This window comes from Nitrospiria bacterium (assembly GCA_035498035.1).
In the GTDB taxonomy this organism is placed as follows: domain Bacteria; phylum Nitrospirota; class Nitrospiria; order JACQBZ01; family JACQBZ01; genus JACQBZ01.
The window spans coordinates 22,856-41,757 of the sequence record DATKAN010000055.1 but is presented as its reverse complement, the minus strand read 5'-3'; the positions used below and the strand labels follow the sequence as shown (position 1 = coordinate 41,757).

Genomic DNA, 18,902 nt, shown 5'->3' with positions numbered 1-18,902 from the left:
GTCTCATGGACGGTGACCTGATCGGAACGACCGGCGGTAGAATACCTGACCGGGCTTTCCCTCAGGAAATGTCTTCAGGGGAACGGCGACAACTCCGTCGATACGCCGGGACCGGAGCGGTTAATACGGCCGTATTTTAGCTAGGGCGAAGCCTGCCGAAACGGGTTCTCGCCCGCGCGAAACTTTTCGAGCATCGGATCCACCGGCGGGGTGTCTTTGGGTTTGACATGACACCGCTGGCAATCGCTCAAAGGAAAAGCGATCCGATTGTGACAGCGCCCGCAGAATTCTCCCGCGGCAATCTTGGGCATCGTCTGCATCTTGTTGGCCTCTTTCGCATTCATCGGAAAGATGGCCGGATGACAGTTGGTGCAGGTCAACCAGAGCGTATGGACGAAATGCGGGAAAATGACATCGTCCACGAATTGACTTTTCGTGAAGATCGCGATATCCAGGTCAAAGGGAGGCATGGGCTTGTCATTGGGATCCAAAGAATCCCGGGGTTTAACCTTGCCTTCTTTAATCGAGGTGGCCCAGTCGATCAGTCCGTAGCGGTCCTTCGGAAGGTCCGAAAGTTCCAGGGCGAGCGGGTGTTCGGCCAATCCCGCTTTTTCAGCGTCTCCCGCGAAGCTCGTCGGGTCGCCGGTGCCGGTGCATTCACCCGTTATGCCGCTGATGTAAATAGGATCGCAGGGAAGCTTTTTGGCTGCGGGCGGGGGCGCGGAAGGCTTCTCGGCGGGTTCGGCCGCATTCGAACGGGGTATGCTAATCCCGAACGAGGCGATAAGGACGTACAGGGCGGCCGTGCCCAGGAAAAACAACACGACGGGTTTCAGGAGACGTTGGAGCTTCATGAAAGCGACCCTCTCTTCTGGATGATGGTGAGGTTGGGTTGGCTGTCCCGCCTATTTTATAAACCCTCTGGCCTTTGGGATTGTAATATCGCTTTTTCCGGAATGACACCGGTCGCAGTAAATGGGAGGCCAAGCGATGCGACCGTTATGGCATTTGCCGCAGAAATCACCCTTAATGATCTTAATCATGTTGATATCGTTTGCTCCCTGACGCATTTCAAAGATCGCGGGGTGGCAAACTTTGCATTTAAACCGGATTCGATGGAACCAGTGCGGAAAAACAACGGGGGGCATCCCCGCTTTTTCAGCGTAATGATTCAGGGTAATGTCACCGTACTCGGCTTTTGAAACCTTCGGAATATCGAAAGTGAGGATAAGCCCTACAACCAGAATCGGTAAAAGGAAACCACCGACCAACCATCGCTTTTTCATCTCCCACTCCCTTCTCCGAGGAAAAGTTGGCTTGTGACCGCTGCCGGAATCAGGTAGCGATCATTATCATATTTTTTTTTCTTTGTCAATACAGTTCCCATCCGAAAGGGTCGAACCCCTTATGAAAAAATGGCTTCGGCCGTAAACATCGCAAGCGGACGCGCCTTAACGAATTTTGGCCAGATCGAACTGAAATTTTGCAACCTCTTTTCCGTCCTTATCCTGTACCATCAGCGTAATCAAGGAGTTTGGATCAATCCCTTCCGCCGGAAAATAGAAGTCGCTGTCCGTCACGAAGGCCGGTTTTGTTTTTCCATCCCCGTACGATTCGCCGGGCGGGATGTCCGAATACGTGGCTGGAAAGGTCTTGCCCCCCGCCTGAATGACGGCCGTGTAGTCCTTTGCAAACGTGTCCGTACTTCCGAACAAGGTTACCCGAAACACCAGCTTGCCGGCGCTTTTGGCCAGATTGTCCTCGATATCAAAATTATTCAACTCTGCGGATTTCAGGGCGGCCTGCTGCGCGGCGAAGGCGAGGGCCAGAAATTCCGTAACGATGAAGGCAAAACCCTTGTCGCCGTTGTTGACGGACCATTCTTTGATGAAATCCGTCACGTCCATTCGAACGCCCTTTTTTCCGTACTTGACGGCGGCTTCTCTTTGCTCCGGGGTCAGTTTCTGCATCATCGCGGAGGTGTCGGCCGGAATGGTTAATAACTCGACAAGGCAAACTACAACGAGCAGTGTCAATAAAGGTTTCTGCATCCGGACCCTCCCGAGAACAAAAAAACTTTTTTCCAGGAAACATATTTTTGTAACGCCGTCGCATCGTACTAAGGAGTCCCTTATGATGTCAAGCGAAAAACCCCGACGCTTTCCCCGGTTTAAATCGGAATAAAATACGGTTAATGCACCGGCGGCCCTTCGCCCAGGCTTTTCCAACTCTGGCCATCGAAACGAAGAAAAATACCGTCTTCCCCGATCGCGAAAACATCGGTCGGTCCGGATCCCCAAAGGCCTCGAAGCGGTTCCACCATCGGGACACGCTGCTTTTGCCAGGAGCGACCGTTATAATGAAGAATCAGGCCGCTTTCACCGGCAACGAAAACATCCTGGCCGGAGCTGCCCCAGACCGCCCGGAACACGTCCTGTACCCCGCTATTGACCGGAATCCAGCTCCGGCCGTCAAAGTGCACGATGGCGCCTTCGTCACCGACTAGAAAAATGTCCCGGGGCGAACTTCCCCAGATCCCGACCAGGTGGGTCTGCAGGGGCACGGGCACGGGCTTCCATGCTTGACCGTCGAAGTGAAGCACCGTGCTCCGCCCCCCGGCGGCGTAAATGTCCTGAGGGGAGCTACCCCAGATGCTGAATAGCAGGTTTTGGGTGCCGCTGGGGACTTTTTTCCAGCGGCTTCCGTCGTAGTGGATGATCGTTCCTCGGTCGCCCACGGCATAAACGTCGGTCGGGGAGCTGCACCAGATTCCGTTTAAATCGTTGGTGACCGTGCTGTCCATCCGATTCCACCGGTGACCATCGTAATGAAGGATCAGGCCGTTGTAGCCCGCGGCATAAAGGGAGGTGGGTGTCGTACCGGTAACGGCCGACAGCCAGATCACCGTCCCGCTTTCCATCGGAGCCACGTTCCTTCCGTCGTAATGACCGATGGCGCCGTACTCGCCCACCATGAAAATGTCGGTGGGAGAACTTCCCCAGATTCCGGTCCAGGTCGAAGTTTGAGGAGACGGGATTTGAGCGGTGGCTGCGGTGAAGAAGGTGAGGGTCAGCAGGAGGCCGGCCATCATCGCGCGACGCCGGGTGAGATCACTGAGGACTGGAACGAACGGGCTCATGGAGATTCCGGGTCGTAAAGGGTAGAACGCTCGCCGTGTGTGAGTGACAACGGGATGGACGAAGCGTATCGAAAAGGCCGATGTCTGTCAAGGTCGGGAGACCTCTGCAGAAATCGCCTGGTTTTACGCTTTTTTTAGGACTTGAAATATGAAATAATTTATTGTACAACACCTCAGAATCAGCAATCGATGATCCCTGTCGCAACCCGCATCCCGATGGATCCTGACCTCGGGATTGGCTAAAGGCGTAGTCGATGTTTAGGATAGTCTGGGCAATTGCTCTTCATCTGATTCTCTTCCTTCCCGCGTACGTCCAAGCTGCAACCGCAACCTATCATCTTCATAAAGAAGCTTCTACAACAACCGGTCTAGATCAGCTCAGAAGAGCCGATTTTAAACTCTCAAACGGTCTAGTTCCGGGGGGCAGGTCAGCGCCAGCCCTTAGCGGAGAGGCGATGGTCGCCGGTTTGGGTGCTGAATTAGGCACGGTTGGAGAGGGTATTCTTGTGTTTAAAAGCGGTGTGTTTGGCGTACTCGGTTCCGTTCATGACAATACATTCAGTGGTTGCAATAAATAGAACGGGTTTAAGCAAATAAGAACTTTTCATTGTTGGCAAAATCTCCAAATGCTATATAATAAGCCTTGAATAAGGAATTGATGGACAGGACATTTTCGTATTCAAAAGTTTATGTAATCTGTGGTTTACTTAGTGTTCTAGTGTTATTAATAATGGTTATTTCTTTTGTGAAAGAAGGAGACAATTTATTGGCACTATTATTTTTTTTATGCTTTTGCCTTTTTCTTTGGGGTTCTTATCGGACTGCTTTGAAAATTATTATAAATGATGATGGTATTCGGCAAGCATTTTATAACCATGATAGGGTATCAATTGACTGGAACAAGATCAATGGAATTTTTGTTAAAAAATTGCCGAATTATTTTGACCTTAAATCGAGATATTATAATAGTTATTTGGTAGAGGGAATAAAGAACAATCAAATCAAAAAAATCAGGTTTCACGAGAAAATAAATGGTGCAAAGGAATTGCTGGATTTAATAAATAAGTATGCGAAGATTAACAATATTAAGTTGGTTGCTGTTGATAAAGATGTAGAAACACCCCTTAACCAAATTACATTATATGATAATGATTGACCTCAGACCGATACTCCCGTCGTAGAGGTTGAAAGCCAGGGTCAGGTCTTGAATTATCAGTTTTACTGTGGTAGTCTTCCCGCCCATGACGAGGCCGCTGCGACTTGAATATCCAGGGGGTGTTTACCACGTAACGAGTCGGGGGAATGCCCGTCAGCGGATTTATGCTTCGGATGCCGATCGGCAGGCCTTTCTTGGAATCCTTTCCTCCGTTGTAAACCGGTCCCATTGGCTTTGCCATGCCTACTGCCTCATGGATAATCACTACCATCTTCTGATCGAGACGCCGGAAGCCAATCTTTCAAGAGGGATGCGCCAACTCAACGGGGTCTATACCCAGTGGTTTAATCGAACCCATCATCGCGTGGGACATCTGTTTCAAGGGCGATATAAAGCGATTGTGGTGGACAAGGAGAGTCATTTACTGGAGCTGTGCCGCTACGTGGTTTTGAATCCGGTTCGGGTAAAGATGACGAAGCAAGCGGGCCAATGGCCGTGGAGCAGTTATCGGGCAACGGCTGGAAAGGGTGAGACACCCGACTATTTAACGGTGGATTGGGTCTTGGGACAATTTTCGGAAAAGAAGCGAGAGGCCCAGGAGCGCTATCAAGCGTTTGTTTCCGATGGAATGGCAGGTCAGTCACCCTGGGATGCAATGAAAGGGCAAATTCTATTAGGGCGGGAAACGTTTGTCGAGCGTCACCGGAGCCGTTTGAAAGAGGCGGTGAAGGTCAAGGAGATCCCGAGGCATCAGCGGCATGCAGCCCGGCCGCGGCTGGAGGAAATCATCAAAGGGAGTTCAAGGGATCGGTCGATGTATCAGGCGCATGTGGAGTACGGTTACACCTTGCGTGAAATTTCGGACCAACTGGATTTGCATTACACGACGGTGAGTAAAATCATTAAAAATGTTGAATCCAAAATCTAAAACTGATAATTCAAGACCTGACCCTGTTGTTCAGTATACGTATGATATGGGCGACCTTGCGACCGTGACCGATCCGTTGGGCCATTCCTCGACTCGAATTATGGACAGCGTGGGTCGATTGCGTTCCGTGACAAATTCGCTCGGCTTCCTGACAATCTATGACTACGATCCGGTCAATCAACTGACGAGAGTGACAGATTCACTTGGCGGAATGACCTCATTTTCATACGATCCCAACGGCAATTTATTAAGTGTGACGGATGCGCGAAATGGAGTGACCGGCTATACTTATAACAATATGGATCGGCTCGCAACACGGACCGATCCGCTGCAAGCTTCCGAGAGTTACGGGTATGATGCCGAGGGGAACTTGACGACATTTACGGATCGTAAAACTCAGGCGACGGGCTTCACGTATGACGCCCTGAACCGGAGGACCCAGGCGACGTACGCCGATTCATCCACGGTCACGTACACCTACGACGCCGGGAATCGGCTGACGGAGATCGCGGACTCTGTGTCAGGTATGATTACTCGGAGCTATGATAATCTAGACCGGCTCACTTCCGAGACCACACCACAAGGTAGCGTCAGCTACACGTACGATGCAGTAGGGCGAAGGACAAGCATGACGGTAGCCGGTCAGACAGCCGTGACTTACACTTATAACAATGCCAATCGACTAACGCAGATTACGCAGGGAACATCCACCGTGACGTTTACGTATGACGCAGCCGGTCGTCGAACCAGCGTTACCATGCCGAACGGCGTGGCGCAGGATTATACTTATGACGCTGCATCTCATCTGACAGAAATTGATTATTGGAACGGGACAACCTTATTGGGTAATCTGACGTACACCTACGATGCGGCAGGAAATCGCACCCAGATCGGGGGAAGCTGGGCCAGGACGGGCTTACCGCAGGCAGCAACCTCTGCAACCTATAACGCTGCTAATCAGATGACCGCCTTCGGTAATCAAACTCTTACATACGATGCCAACGGAAATCTAACAAACGACGGGACCAACACTTATACCTGGGATGCACGGAATCGTTTGGTCTCGATGACGGGGGCCAGTTTTGTTTATGATCCGTTAGGTCGGCGTGTGACCAAAACTATCAGCGGTACTTCTACCAGCTTCCTTTACGACGGGCAGAATCCCGTGCAGGAACTCTCCGGAGCCACGCCGACGGCAAATCTCTTGACTGGTCTTGGGACTGACCAATTCTTCACTCGAATGGATTCATCCGGGACCACTGCGTTGCTCACAGACGCCTTGGGTTCTACGTTGGCCCTGACAGATCCCACCAGTACTGTACAGACCGAGTACACATATGAACCGTTTGGACGAACCACCACCACCGGGTCAGCTGCTACCAATTCCTTCCAATACACTGACAGGGAAAATGATGGTACTGGGCTGTATTACTACCGAGCCCGCTACTACAGCCCCGCCTTGCAAAGGTTTATTAGCGAGGATCCGATCCTATCACTTGGTTACAAACAAATAACTCAACTTTCTGCTGATCTCCCAACGTGTTTAAAAACTGCAAACCGACATCTTTTTACCGATCCACCGAATCCTTACATTTACGTCAATAACCAACCATTAAACTTTATAGACCCTACAGGATTAGAAAAATGTTCCGGCAAAACAAGAACGGTTTATTCAAAGTGTGATCAGTGGTCCTGTGCTCCATTAGTTCCTCCATTTCCTTTGCCTCAAATGTGTATTAGAACCTGCATTTGTTATGATGAGACTTGCGGACAGAAGAGCAACTTCCGACCTTGTTGGCAATGGGGGGCAATTTTAGGCCCTCCACCACCTGGGCCTACATAATCTTGTGAGTTCCGTATTGACCTATTTCTCTGAAAGGCAGTGACGAGTGTTTAAAAAGCAGGCAATTATAAACTTGTTAATTGTTATTATACCAATACTAGTGTTATTTGTAGTCTTGATTGTGAAGCTGATAAGGAGATTCCTATATTGAGCACAGTTTGCACTGCTGGAGTCAAGGAATGGGTGCCGGTTGGAAGCCAGGGTCAGGAAGCCAGGGTCAGGTCTTGAATTATCAGTTTGATTGTGGTAATCTTCCCGACCATGACGAGGCCGCTGCGACTTGAATATCCAGGGGGTGTGTACCACGTGACCAGTAGGGGCAATGCCCGTCAGCGGATTTATGCTTCGGACACAGATCGTCAGGCCTTTCTTGGAATCCTTTCCTCCGTTGTAAACCGGTCACACTGGTTTTGCCATGCATACTGTCTGATGGATAATCACTACCATCTCCTGATCGAGACGCCGGAAGCCAATCTATCAAAAGGGATGCGCCAGCTCAACGGGATCTATACCCAGTGGTTTAATCGAACCCATCATCGCGTGGGACATCTGTTTCAAGGGAGATATAAAGCGATTGTGGTGGACAAGGAGAGTCATTTACTGGAGCTGTGCCGCTACGTGGTTTTGAATCCGGTTCGAGCGAAGATGACGAAGCAGGCGGGCCAATGGCCGTGGAGCAGCTACCGGGCGACGGCTGGAAAGGGTGAGACACCCGACTGTTTAACAGTGGATTGGGTCTTGGGACAGTTTTCAGAAAAGAAGCGAGAGGCTCGGCAGCGGTATCAAGCGTTCGTTTCCGATGGAATGGCAAGCGAGTCACCCTGGGATGCCCTGAAGGGACAGATTCTATTAGGGCGGGAGACGTTTGTCGAGCGTCATCGGAGGCGTTTGAAAGAGGCGGTGAAGATCAAGGAGATCCCGAGGCGTCAACGGCATGCGGCCCGGCCACGGCTGGAGGAAATCATCAAAGGGAGTTCAAGGGATCGGTCGATGTATCAGGCGCATGTGGAGTACGGTTACACCTTGCGTGAAATTTCGGACCAACTGGATTTGCATTACACGACAGTGAGTAAAATCATTAAAAATGTGGAATCAAAGATCCAAAACTGATAATTCAAGACCTGACCCCAATCTTTTTATGCGATCCAGGCATTAACGTAGTGAAGCGCTTTTTTCATAAGCCTGATCGGGAAGTATTTCAACATCTCTGGGATCGCGTCCGGCAAATTCTCATATCTAACAGTGCCATTAGGATTATTGAGACGGAAAGTTAGTTCCAAGTCTTGCATTAACACATCCACTCTGAATTGGAAAATGCTTGAATGCAAGACATTCCACTTTTTTTGTCACAAAAGATAGGGTCAGGTTGAGGTAGCCCTGATTTCACGGACAGGGAGTTAAGTGCCATCCCACGATCTTCAATGCGACTATGCTGCGGCAGTCTGACCTGCTCCCGAAATTTCGGGGCATTTTAAACAAGGGAATTTTAGGATTAAATTTTTGAAGCCTGGTTTGACTTGACACGGACAAGGGTCTGTTGTATAAATGCGCACATCATGCCCCCCATCCCTTTTCGAAGTCTCGGGATCCTCTTCACGGCCGCTTTCCTGTTTTTCGGAGGGTCGCCTTTAATTGCAGCCGATCCGCTCCGAGTTGCATTCGACCCCAAAAATCTGCCGCCGGATCTTCATTCAGTGTCGGTACAAAATATCCCGATCGTGTACAGCGATCAAGGCAAGGGCGATCCGCTGATCATCCTGCCTTCCTATCCGTTCGGCCCCGGGTTCTGGACGGATATGGCGGCCCGCCTCGGCCCGTCTTTGCGCGTGATCGTGGTGGAGCCTCCCGGGATCCGGGCCCCATCGTCCATGGGCGGGGATTACTCATCGCAGCATCTGCTTTACATTTACCGGGACTTCATCAAAGCCCTGGGCTTGAACACCGTTCACGTCATGGGCGAGGGCGAGGGGGGCGGGCTTGCGGTGGCCCTGGGGCACCATTTCCCGGAGATGATCGGGGCCGTCGTGAGCATCAATGGGTTTGAGTCGGTCAATTGGTCCGAAGGATTTGGGGGGATGTTGAACCTCTTCGAAAAGGCGGGGAGCGGGGGGTTCGGCATGCTCCTGTCGAGCGGATCGATGAAGTATCGGGAACAGGCGCCGTCCCGAGAGGCCGCGGAGAAATGGCTCGTCCCGATTCAGGAAGAGGACCAGAAAAAGGCGGTTCACGACCGATTTAAGGCCTTTACCTCCGATGTTCAGGAGAGTTATATCCTGGCGATGCTTCCCAATTTCAACCGCCCCTTTCTTCTAATCCGGGGCGATAGCGATCAGTTGCTTCCCGACAACGAAAAGTTTGCCCAGCGGACGCGCAGCCAGGTCCGAAAAGTGACGGTGGATTATCAGGTCATCCCCAAGGCCGGCCACTTTGCCATTCTGGATCAGCCCGACAAGGTGGCCGACCTGATACGAGCCTTTATATCGAAGAACGCCCTTTCGAAGCCCGCACCCCGCCCCAATTAATTTCCCTGAACCTGTTTGCGCCTGATCGAGTTCGCCCGTCCTTCCAGTTCCGCGGCCTCGGCTTCCCGATGCGTCTGCCGGAGAAGGACGGCATAGTTCTCTAGACTCATGACTGAATCGGGATAGTCGGCACCGTAGGCCTTCTCCCAGGTCCTCAGCGATTGCCGAAAAAGGGGCTCGGCTTCGGAGTACCGACCCTCGGTGCTATAGAGGGTCGCCAGGTTATTGAGGATCTTGGCCAGATCGGAGGGATCCGGGGAGGGGGTTTTCTCCCAGATCGAGATGGCCCGCCGGTAGAAGGCCTCCGCCGCGGCATACTGCTTCTGGGCGTGATAGATCAAGGCGAGGTTGTTCAGACTCTTCGCCACCTCCCAGTGGTCGGGTCCAAGCGTTCTCTCGCGGATCGCCAGGATCCGCCGATGGATGGGTTCGGCTTCCGTTTCCCGGTTCTCGCTGCGATACAGTTCCGCCAGGTTGTTGAGACCTTTTGCAAGGTCCGGATGCATCGGTCCCACGGTCCTTTCAAGAATGGAAATCGATTTTTTAAATAGCGCTTCCGCCTCGGCGCCCCGGCCCGATCTGGCGTATTGAATACCCAACTCACTGTAGGGAAGAGCGGCCCGGGGCGACGCCGCCACGGCCGCTTCCCAAAAGGTGAGCGGGCTTCCCCAGACGGCGTTTCGTGTCCAGGTCTCCCGGCCCCCTGTTCCGATTACGGCCAGTAACAGAAGCGCCGCACCGATCGTCGTTTGGCGCTGAACCCGCATGGAGTCCGTCCGGAGGAGCCGGAGGCTTTTTAAAATCAACCAGGCCGCCACAATTACGAAACCCACCGAGGGGGCATAAACGTAGCGTTCGGCCGCCGATACCGCCGCCAACGGCTGGAAGGCAACCGCCGCCGCCGGAATTAAGAACAGCGCCGTCCACCCCAGGCCGATCCCGATGATTCGATCTCGGCGCATCACGGCAAGAAGGAACCCCCCCGTGGCCGCGGTCAAGATTAGACCCGACGCGATTAAAAACGGCCGGGAGTCCGGCAGCGTTGCGATGAAAGGGGAATGGGGGAACGGAAAGATCAGCATCTTCAGGTAGAGACCATAAATGGCAAGGATCATTTCGACCGCCTTCCCTCCGGAAGCGGTCAGGGGTTGGCCCGGACCGTAGGGAGCGGCGAGGTTGGCCGCGCGCATCCGGAAGTAGGCGCCCAGGATAGCCAGCGGAAGCGCGAAGCGGAGGGCGAGGCGTTTCCAGGGAAGCGCTTGTCCCCTCTCCGTCGCGAGGAATTCCACCAACGGGAACAGGACGATCAAACCGACGGCGATTTCTTTGGTCAGCAGCGCGAAAAAGAAGGCGAGCATCGAAAGAATGAATAGGAGTCGGCGGCCGGTGCGATGAAAGCGCAGATAGAGCAGGAGGGAGGCGAGAAGGAAAGAGGTGCAGAAGACGTCGTTGCGTCCGGCAATCCAGGCCACCGCCTCGGCATGGGCCGGGTGGACCGCAAAGAGCGAGGCGGAGAGCCAAGGCAAGGCGCCTTGGGGCATGAGCGGTGCCGCGTCCGGAGCCACAGGGTGCCGGGAAGTTTGCGTGAAGCGGATCAGGCTTCGGGCCAGAAAGAATACGAGGGCCGTGTTCAGGATGTGGGCCAACCAGACCGAGAGATGATATCCGAAGGGCCGATTTCCCCAGAGTCCGTAATCCAGAAGATAAGAGACCGACACGAGGGGACGATAATAAGCGGAGGTCTGTTTGGGCAGGCCGGGATCGGGCAGGAACAAGGACCCCCATGAGTCGGGCGGTCTGAGGTTCGAGATAATCGCTTCATCATCCCAGCCGAAGCCGTTTTGAAGCACGTTGAAGTTGACCACCAAGGCCAGCAGGACCGGGATCGCCCAAAGCCATGGCTGAAGCCGGTCGAAGCGAGTGAGGGATCTTGGGGCCGACGCTTGGTTATCCTGCATACGCCTTCTTTCAATCGGGGGGTTGATGGGCGAGGATTTCCCGGGCCCGCGACTCCAGTCCAAGGGCCTCATCGTCACGCCGCATCGACCGGAGTAAACGAGCGTAGTCTTCCAACAACACTCCCAGCCTTGGGTCGTTCGGCTTTAAGGCTCTTTCCGAAATCCCCAGCGCCTTCCGATAAAGGGGCTCGGCCTCGGCGTACCGGCCCTGCGCCTGATAGAGCAGCGCCAGATTTTGCAAGGCGGTGGCCACATCGGGATGATCCGGTCCCAGCACTTGCTTCCAGGTTGTGATCACCCGGAGATAAAGGGGCTCGGCTTCACCATATTTTCCCTGATCATTGTAGACATTGGCGAGGCTGAACAGGCTGTCCGCGACGGCAAGGTGCCGGGGTCCGAGTGTCTTCTGAAAGTTGGCAATCGCCTGCCGAAATTGCTCCTCCGCCTCGGAATACCGCCCCGCTGAGACATATTGGATTCCGAGCAATCGGTGAGGGAACCCGGCTTCGGGTGCGGCCGACACCGCCGCTTCCCAAAAGGTCAAGGGACTCCGCCATACCGTATTGCGGTGCCAGCTTTGCCAGCCCCACAGACCAACAATACAGGTCGTAAATGCGATCACCAGGAGGTGACTCGGAGCGAGAGGAAGCCGGTGCAAATTTTTTATGGACGGGAGAGCGAGTTTTTCTGACCCCTTCAGGAGCAACCATGCGCTCACGACCAAAAATCCGGCCGAGGGAGCGTAGACGTAGCGTTCGGCCCCCGGAGTAGCGGCCAGATGGAAAGCGCTCACGCCGGCCGCCGGCAAGATAAAAATAACCGTCCAGCCCAGTCCCATCCCTAAAAGGGCTTGGCGACGAACCACGGCCAGGAGGAGACCCGCCATTAACAGAGCCAGGGTGAAGGCGGACCAGAGCCAAAAAAGATCGGATGCGGGCAACCCGGTGATGAAGGGCTTGTGAGGATAGGGAACCAGCATCCGGTCAAGGTAGAATCCATAGGCCCGGACGATGTCCGGAAGGACGGAAATAGAAAGGGTCTCGGAAGACGACGAACCTCCGGGCAAAAACTGCAACGTGGCGCTTCGCATCCAGAAGTAGGCGACCAGGATCGCCAGCGGAAGCGCGGAGCGAAGGGCGAGCCGTCTCCAATGAACCGGTTGGCCCCGGTCCGTCTCAAGGAATTCGACCAACGGGAACAGGACGATCAAGCCCACCGCGATCTCTTTAATGAGGAGGGCGCCGAAGAAAGCGAGCATCGAAAGATGGAGGAGGACTCGGCGTTCTGTGCGATGAAAGCGCAGATAGAGGAGGAGGGAGGCGAGAAGAAAAGAGGTGCAAAACACGTCGTTGCGGCCGGCGATCCAGGCGACCGCCTCGGCGTGGACGGGGTGGACCGCGAACAGGGAGGCGGCCAGCGGGGGGATATAGGCATCCATCGGCGCGGACCTGTTCGACAGGTCTCTCGCGAGAAAGAATACGAGGGCCGAGTTTAGAATGTGGGCCAACCAGACCGAGAGATGAAAACCAAAAGGCCGGTCGCCCCAGAATTCATGGTCCAGAAGATATGAAATCGTGGTCAGGGGACGAAAATGCAAATAGGCCGATTTCGGGGAATGAGGGGGAGGTTTGTCCGGCAGAAAAAGATCCATCCAGTCATCGGGTGATTTCAGGTGGGGGATAATCCATTCATCATCCCAACCGAAGCCATTCTGAAGGACGTTGAGGTTGAACGCCAGGGCCAGCAGGAGGGGGATCAACCAGGACCACCGATGGAAATTCATTCCGGACACTTTCTCCATGGTTTTTTCAGCCGCCCGGAGCCTTCGCCGGGCCAACGGGCAGGATTTCGCGGGCCGTCGCGAGCACCTCTTCGACCGAAATCCGCTTCAAGCAGTCGACCTCGTACGGGCAGGGAGGGATGTAACCGAATCGGGAACAGGGACTGCACGGCGGGGGATGGTGGAGGGTCCGATGTCCTTTCCCGCGCGGCGCCCACTGGGACGGCGCCGTCGGCCCGAACAACGCGATGGAGGGTGTCCCGAAGGCCGCGGCCAGGTGCAAGGCCACGCTGTCCCCGCCGATCACCAATTCGGCCGCCGCGATCAAGCGGGCCGTCTCCTGAAGCGAAGTCCGTCCCACAAAATTGCGGATCGGCAGCCCTCTCACGATATCCCCGGCGAGGGGGATATCGGCCGTTCCCCCGATCAGCCCGACCGGGCGACCGTCGGCCGCGAGCCCTTCGGTCAGTTCCCGGAATTTTCCGAGTCCCCATTGTTTTTCGGGATAACTGGCCCCCGGGGAGATCAAGACGAATCCCGAAGCGTCGGAGACCGGGGTCGAGTTCGTCAGGAAAGGCCGGGTCGGATCAAAATGAACGGGTTCCCCGGTAAGGGCGGCCAGCCCGGCGAGAAAATTTTCGGCCTCGTAACGTCCCGGATCATAGCCGACCGGGATGTCGAACAACCGTGAGCGTTCGTTGGTCGCAAACCCGCAGCGTATCGGAGCCCGGATCAGCCGGGCCGCCACGGCCGAGAGACGGTACCATTGTTCGGTGTCGATCACCGCATCGTATCGCCGCGCCAGCACGCGGAGGAACTCCCCGAGGCGGTCATAACGGAAAACGACCGAAACGAGATCCTCGACCAGCCCGAAGATCTCCGCGTTGCGCCGTTCGGCCAGGATCTCGATGGTCGCCGCCGGGAAGCGCTCTTTGAGGGCGCGCAGCAGTGGAATGAGCAAGATCGCATCGCCCATTCCCCCGGGCCGAAGGATCAGAAACCTCCGGAGTTCCGGAACGGGGCTCGGCGGCGAAGGACGCGGCCGCAGACCCAGCAAACGGACAAGGGCCCGGCCGAAGAGACGATCGAGGGGCAAGAGGATTTCCCGTTGGCGGATCATCGGGGAAGGCCTCCGGGGGCGTGTGCCGATTGGTAGATATCCGAGAATCGTTCGGCCACGGCGGTCCAAGTGAAGGTTCCCGCCAAGCGGCGGCTGTTTTCGGCCATTTCCTCCTTCCGGGATTGAGGCAGGGATACAAACCGTTCGATGCCTTCTTTCAGGGAGTCGGCGTCTTCGGGATCGACGGCGATTCCGATCGGAGACATCCCGAGGTATTCGGAAAGCTCTCTGACCTTCGTGGCGATGACGGGTTTTCCGAACCCGAGGGCCGTCTTCAACGGACCGGCTGCGCCCATGTAATGTTTCATGTACGGGAGGACCAGTCCGTCCGCCGCGGCGAAATAGTCCGGAATCGCCTCTTCCGGGATATACCCGAGTGTGGTAAGGACCCGGTCCTCACAGTGATACTTCCGGATCATCCGGTGGATGTCTTCCGTGTCCCAATCAAACGGCAGGCCGGCGATCAGGATTTTGCATTCCCCCCGAACGTGGCCGGCCGCCTGAAGGAGAAATTCGATTCCCTTGTCTTTCCGAAGCATGCCGAAGAAAAGGAGCAAGGTCGCGGCATAATGGATGCCCAGGGCTTTCCTCGCTTCATTCCGGCCGGGCATGTGGTTTCGAAGCCGGGCGCCGTAGGGAACCGTCAGGACGGCGCGTCCGGACGGCCGGATCCCCAGCAACCCTTCGAGCTCGCCCGGGGGCCAGGAGCCGTGGGCCGTGACGGCCGTTGCGTAAGTCGAAAGGAGGCGCCTTAACATGGGACGCGACAGCTTCCCGTAAAGATGGTACAGGGTGTTCGCATGGCCCTGAAAGGAGGGGTCCGGCGCGTGAACGACCACGAAAAGCCTCCGGAGGCGCCGTCGGAAGAGCCATGAATAAACGGTCAACAGGACGACCGTCGAAACGGGTTCAAAGTCAAAAAAATGGACGACGTCGAAATCGCTTTTCCGAAAGACGCGGAGGAGCCTGAAAAGGACCCGGACATTGTCCAGGATCAGACCGACTCCCCGAAAGGCGCTCTTCACCGCCCCAGAGCGTCCTGCCGGGAGCCCGCCGGCGGTCCGGAGGCTCTCGATCACTTCAAACCGGGGCCCGGAAGAAAGGTAACGCGAGGCCTTCAAGCGGGTCGTGACCACGGTCACGGCGTGTCCGAGCCGTGCGAGCTCCTGGGACACCTGGGAAGTGTATTCCCCAAAATGTCCTTCGCGGTGGCCATAGGGTTGGAACACGAGAACCTTCAAGGCGTTACCTTCTTAATAACATCGTTGAGCGGAGCCTTTTCACCGGAAACGTATTTTCAAAACCCCTTGATTTTTTCCAATCGATGAAGCCATTGGTGTTTGATCCCTCGAAGGGCAGGGATAACGGGAATCCTCAAATAGCATTCGAGCATGAGCGGGAGGGTCAGCTCATGGAACAGCAGCCGGGGGTTGAGCTTCAAGGCGTTGAGGAGATATCCTTTCGACCGTTGTCGCTCTCCGGAAAGACAACCCCAGAAGGCGGCCATCAAATAGGATCCCGCATAGGCCTTATTTTTTAAGGCATGGACCCGCTGGGACTTCAGAGGATCGGAAAAGGTCCGGTCCAGGATGGCGATCGCTTCCTGTCCAAAACGGGCGCCCAGACTGGCGTTTTTCGATCGGGGATGCTCTCGACCGCAGGCGAGAAATTCGGAGATGTGATGGAAAGGGAACCGGAACGCCGCGCGGATCCAGAGGTCGTGATCCATCAGTCCCTCCAATCGGGTGTCGAGCAGCCCTACGCAATCCGTGACGGCTCTGCGCAGGAAAACCGCGGGCTGGTGAAGGATCGTAAAGCCAAGGAGATCCGGCAGTCCGATCTCCCCGAGGCGCAAGCGCCGGATGATGCGGCCTTCGGGATCCATCCCGTAACAGTCTCCATAGACGATCCCGGCTTCCGGATGGAGATGGAATCCCTCGACCGCCTTTCGCACGGTCCCCGGGCAATACGTGTCGTCCGAGTTTAAATAAGCCAGAATTTCACCCTTCGATCGCCGCCAGCCTTTGTTGATCGCATCGGCCTGCCCCGTGTCCGGCTCCGACGTATAGAACAAGCGTCCTTTGTATCTATCTAGAATGTCCAGCGTTCCGTCCGTGGAACCCCCGTCGATGACGATATACTCGATATGGGGATAATCCTGCCCCAGAACGCTCCGGATCGTCTGCTCAATATACGGTCCCTGATTCAGCGAGGGGGTCACGATCGAGACGAGCGGTTGGGCCTTCATACGCTTTGGGATCAAGAGGCGACGCTATAGGGTTGTGATTCGTTCATCGCAAAGAAAGCTGACGACCCGGGATGTCTCCTTGATCCAGGTCTTTAAATACCCCTGATATGGATTGGGCGCCCTTTCAATCCCCCGGTAGAGAACGTAATAAAACGCGACGACCCAATATTGCCAGGCGGTTTTTCCCAGGTACCGTTTTGTGACCTCCCGAAGTTCTCCGACGCGTGCGGCCCCGCCGGTCACTGTTTTGTTATAGCCCCCAACGCGATAGCCCGCCCAAATTTCATTAACGGCCAGGAGGTTGTACTGCTTCGATAACCGGATGAAGAAATCCCAATCAAATGCGTAGCGGAGGGAAACATCGATCGGGACTCTTTCAAGAACCGACCGCTTAAAAAAAGTCGCCGGTTGCAGGATCGCGTCCATGCAACGCAGATAACGGAAGCTGGACCGTTTTTGGGACGCCTCGATCAACTGTGTCCAATGACCTTCTTCGGTGATGTAGACCCCTCCCCCCGTAACGACATCCACCGATGGATATTCGTGGAAAAAACCCGCCGCCCGGCTGGCGGTTTTTCGGGAAACATAAACATCGTCCGCATTCAACCAACACAGGAGTTCGCCTTTCGCCAGCCGGAATCCCTTGCGAATGGCGTCCGCCTGTCCCCCGTCCGGCTCCGAAACCCAGCGCATGTTGTAACGGCCCTCGAATCGTCTCAGGAGGTCGACGCTGCCGTCGGTGGAGCCCCCGTCTATAATGATGTGTTCGATAGGGGCATAATCCTGATTCTGGATCGAAAGGATCGTCTCCTCAAGGAACCTCCCCTGATTGAGCGAGGGAGTGATGATGGAAAGAACCGGTCTATCGCTCATGCTTCGTTTGATCCCGCGACTTCGCTATTTCACAAATAGCGCATCCAGATAGATGACATGCCCGTCCTCCGCGCAAATTTGTTCCGTATTTCCGGCATACCGGTATCCCAGGTTGTCGAGGAGAAGGACGATGCCTTTGAAAGCGGCCTGTTTTTCATACAAGACATCCAGGGAGACCTCCACGAGGCACGCCCTGGCGTTCCGGAAGGTTTGGGGGCCGCCTGAAATTACCCGGTCTTCGAATCCCTGCACATCCAGCTTGATCAGTGTATCGGGCCTAAGCGGAGGCGGATGACCGAAGATACGGTCCAAGGTCGTCATCGAGACCGACACCGTCGCCTGATTTCTCGTGAACGGGTAGAGAGTTTCACAGGCGGCGGTTGACCGCAACAGGGAGGATGAAGGACTGTGCTCCGCGTGGAAAAACATATCAGCCGCTCCTTCCCGATCCCCCAAAGCCACATTAAAAACCGTCACCGCGCCTCGCCGGCGGTCCGACCAGTGCCTTAACTTGTCAAAAGGTTCCGGCAGGGGCTCAAAACAGTAGATTTGCGCTTCCGGAAACACGGACGATATTTTCCGGGCAAACTGACCTTGGTTGGCCCCCACATCAATGACGGACCGGATCGGTAAACGTTTCAGACCCAAGAAATCATCGCATCGATGCCGGGCGAAACCCATGCGGTTCGACACCGCTTCCGTAAATTGTTTTAACCGGCCCGTCATTTATTCATTGCAGATAACAGATTTTCTCTTTATGGACGCCGTTTCGACTCAGATCCTTGAAGACCTCTTCGGCCGTTTCTTCCGTCGTGACCAGGACCCGGTCATAGTTCAGATCGCTCAACGTCTTGACCGGCTCAAGCACGTATCCCAAAAACTTTTTTCCGGCCCGGGCATCGTCCACGATCGCGAGAAGTTGAATCGGACAATCTTGAAGGACCAATGCCGCGATTTCGGCGATTACGGTGGCCTTGTAAAGCACGATAGAACGGACGCCGGCTTTCTCCAGGTCAAGAAAAAACGTCTCCAGTTTCCCTCGCGCAACGGTAAAAAATTGATAGGATCTTTTAATATAACGATAGGTCAGCGCGCTTTTCTCGGCGATCCCTTTCGGCGTCAGAAGATAATGAAGTCGTTTTCGTTCGGCCTGAATGATCTGGATGTGGCCTTCCCGGGCCAGGCGTTTAAGGTAATTGTTGGTCATTCCCAGGGCGATCCCGAGTTTGTCACTCAGGTCCCGCTGGGTCAGGGGTTTTCCGGTCGCGACTTCGTCCAGGATTTGAAGCGTGTGCAAGGACTCCCGGTTTAACACTTCCCTGTCCATCTCCGGAG

17 protein-coding genes are annotated in these 18,902 nt (G+C 54.9%); 5 read left to right on the top strand and 12 right to left on the bottom strand.

Annotation, left to right across the window (positions count from 1 at the left end; genetic code table 11):
- Window positions 1-140: 140 nt before the first annotated feature.
- From VMN77_10760 to VMN77_10745, 4 genes are all read right to left on the bottom strand, one after another.
- Entirely contained in the window at window positions 141-854 is a 714-nt protein-coding gene (locus VMN77_10760; protein HTN44263.1) for a c(7)-type cytochrome triheme domain-containing protein, read from the bottom strand.
- 51 nt (window positions 855-905) lie between these two features.
- Window positions 906-1,286 carry a c(7)-type cytochrome triheme domain-containing protein gene (locus VMN77_10755; protein HTN44262.1) on the bottom strand — a complete coding sequence of 127 codons (381 nt, stop codon included), beginning with the start codon at window positions 1,284-1,286 and terminating at the stop codon, window positions 906-908.
- 165 nt (window positions 1,287-1,451) lie between these two features.
- Entirely contained in the window at window positions 1,452-2,051 is a 600-nt protein-coding gene (locus VMN77_10750; GenBank protein ID HTN44261.1) for a hypothetical protein, read from the bottom strand.
- A 140-nt stretch (window positions 2,052-2,191) separates the two neighbouring features.
- A complete protein-coding gene (locus tag VMN77_10745) occupies window positions 2,192-3,139 on the bottom strand; it encodes a hypothetical protein (protein HTN44260.1) in 948 nt (315 codons plus the stop codon).
- Window positions 3,140-3,782: 643 nt separating this feature from the next.
- Between VMN77_10745 and VMN77_10740 the strand changes: the two genes are divergently transcribed.
- From VMN77_10740 to VMN77_10720, 5 genes are all read left to right on the top strand, one after another.
- The gene (locus VMN77_10740) at window positions 3,783-4,295 is read left to right on the top strand and encodes a hypothetical protein (protein ID HTN44259.1); all 513 of its coding nucleotides are present in this window, start codon (window positions 3,783-3,785) and stop codon (window positions 4,293-4,295) included.
- An 85-nt stretch (window positions 4,296-4,380) separates the two neighbouring features.
- Complete coding sequence (locus VMN77_10735) at window positions 4,381-5,223, top strand: transposase (GenBank protein HTN44258.1); 843 nt, start codon at window positions 4,381-4,383, stop codon at window positions 5,221-5,223.
- A complete protein-coding gene (locus VMN77_10730; protein ID HTN44257.1) occupies window positions 5,204-7,066 on the top strand; it encodes an RHS repeat-associated core domain-containing protein in 1,863 nt (620 codons plus the stop codon). The genes VMN77_10735 and VMN77_10730 overlap by 20 nt, the downstream gene beginning before the upstream one ends.
- Window positions 7,067-7,327: 261 nt before the next feature.
- Complete coding sequence (locus VMN77_10725; GenBank protein ID HTN44256.1) at window positions 7,328-8,176, top strand: transposase; 849 nt, start codon at window positions 7,328-7,330, stop codon at window positions 8,174-8,176.
- A 584-nt stretch (window positions 8,177-8,760) separates the two neighbouring features.
- Window positions 8,761-9,588: an alpha/beta hydrolase gene (locus VMN77_10720; protein HTN44255.1), complete on the top strand. Its 828-nt coding sequence runs from the start codon at window positions 8,761-8,763 to the stop codon at window positions 9,586-9,588.
- On the opposite strand, the gene VMN77_10715 is transcribed toward VMN77_10720, so the two are convergent.
- The 8 genes from VMN77_10715 to VMN77_10680 are packed head-to-tail and all read right to left on the bottom strand — an operon-like array spanning window position 9,585 to window position 18,894.
- Window positions 9,585-11,546, bottom strand: coding sequence for a tetratricopeptide repeat protein (locus VMN77_10715; GenBank protein HTN44254.1), 1,962 nt, complete (start codon window positions 11,544-11,546; stop codon window positions 9,585-9,587). The genes VMN77_10720 and VMN77_10715 overlap by 4 nt on opposite strands.
- A gap of 10 nt (window positions 11,547-11,556) precedes the next feature.
- Window positions 11,557-13,347, bottom strand: a complete 1,791-nt coding sequence (locus tag VMN77_10710; protein HTN44253.1) for a tetratricopeptide repeat protein — start codon at window positions 13,345-13,347, stop codon at window positions 11,557-11,559.
- Between the two features lie 7 nt (window positions 13,348-13,354).
- Entirely contained in the window at window positions 13,355-14,446 is a 1,092-nt protein-coding gene (locus tag VMN77_10705) for a glycosyltransferase family 9 protein (protein HTN44252.1), read from the bottom strand.
- Entirely contained in the window at window positions 14,443-15,687 is a 1,245-nt protein-coding gene (locus VMN77_10700; protein HTN44251.1) for a glycosyltransferase, read from the bottom strand. The genes VMN77_10705 and VMN77_10700 overlap by 4 nt, the downstream gene beginning before the upstream one ends.
- A 56-nt stretch (window positions 15,688-15,743) precedes the next feature.
- The gene (locus VMN77_10695) at window positions 15,744-16,694 is read right to left on the bottom strand and encodes a glycosyltransferase family 2 protein (GenBank protein HTN44250.1); all 951 of its coding nucleotides are present in this window, start codon (window positions 16,692-16,694) and stop codon (window positions 15,744-15,746) included.
- Between the two features lie 24 nt (window positions 16,695-16,718).
- Window positions 16,719-17,567: a glycosyltransferase family 2 protein gene (locus tag VMN77_10690; protein HTN44249.1), complete on the bottom strand. Its 849-nt coding sequence runs from the start codon at window positions 17,565-17,567 to the stop codon at window positions 16,719-16,721.
- A gap of 24 nt (window positions 17,568-17,591) precedes the next feature.
- Window positions 17,592-18,293 (bottom strand): FkbM family methyltransferase, encoded by a 702-nt coding sequence (locus VMN77_10685; GenBank protein ID HTN44248.1) that lies wholly within the window; start codon window positions 18,291-18,293, stop codon window positions 17,592-17,594.
- 4 nt (window positions 18,294-18,297) lie between these two features.
- Window positions 18,298-18,894 (bottom strand): winged helix-turn-helix transcriptional regulator, encoded by a 597-nt coding sequence (locus VMN77_10680; GenBank protein ID HTN44247.1) that lies wholly within the window; start codon window positions 18,892-18,894, stop codon window positions 18,298-18,300.
- Window positions 18,895-18,902 lie beyond the last annotated feature (8 nt).

Coding starts and splice junctions, on each gene's coding strand:
- VMN77_10760 (HTN44263.1), bottom strand. CDS start 854: ATGAAGCTCCAACGTCTCCTGAAACCCGTCGTGTTGTTTTTCCTGGGC.
- VMN77_10755 (HTN44262.1), bottom strand. CDS start 1,286: ATGAAAAAGCGATGGTTGGTCGGTGGTTTCCTTTTACCGATTCTGGTT.
- VMN77_10750 (HTN44261.1), bottom strand. CDS start 2,051: ATGCAGAAACCTTTATTGACACTGCTCGTTGTAGTTTGCCTTGTCGAG.
- VMN77_10745 (HTN44260.1), bottom strand. CDS start 3,139: ATGAGCCCGTTCGTTCCAGTCCTCAGTGATCTCACCCGGCGTCGCGCG.
- VMN77_10735 (HTN44258.1), top strand. CDS start 4,381: ATGACGAGGCCGCTGCGACTTGAATATCCAGGGGGTGTTTACCACGTA.
- VMN77_10730 (HTN44257.1), top strand. CDS start 5,204: ATGTTGAATCCAAAATCTAAAACTGATAATTCAAGACCTGACCCTGTT.
- VMN77_10725 (HTN44256.1), top strand. CDS start 7,328: ATGACGAGGCCGCTGCGACTTGAATATCCAGGGGGTGTGTACCACGTG.
- VMN77_10715 (HTN44254.1), bottom strand. CDS start 11,546: ATGCAGGATAACCAAGCGTCGGCCCCAAGATCCCTCACTCGCTTCGAC.
- VMN77_10710 (HTN44253.1), bottom strand. CDS start 13,347: ATGGAGAAAGTGTCCGGAATGAATTTCCATCGGTGGTCCTGGTTGATC.
- VMN77_10705 (HTN44252.1), bottom strand. CDS start 14,446: ATGATCCGCCAACGGGAAATCCTCTTGCCCCTCGATCGTCTCTTCGGC.
- VMN77_10695 (HTN44250.1), bottom strand. CDS start 16,694: ATGAAGGCCCAACCGCTCGTCTCGATCGTGACCCCCTCGCTGAATCAG.
- VMN77_10690 (HTN44249.1), bottom strand. CDS start 17,567: ATGAGCGATAGACCGGTTCTTTCCATCATCACTCCCTCGCTCAATCAG.
- VMN77_10685 (HTN44248.1), bottom strand. CDS start 18,293: ATGACGGGCCGGTTAAAACAATTTACGGAAGCGGTGTCGAACCGCATG.
- VMN77_10680 (HTN44247.1), bottom strand. CDS start 18,894: ATGGACAGGGAAGTGTTAAACCGGGAGTCCTTGCACACGCTTCAAATC.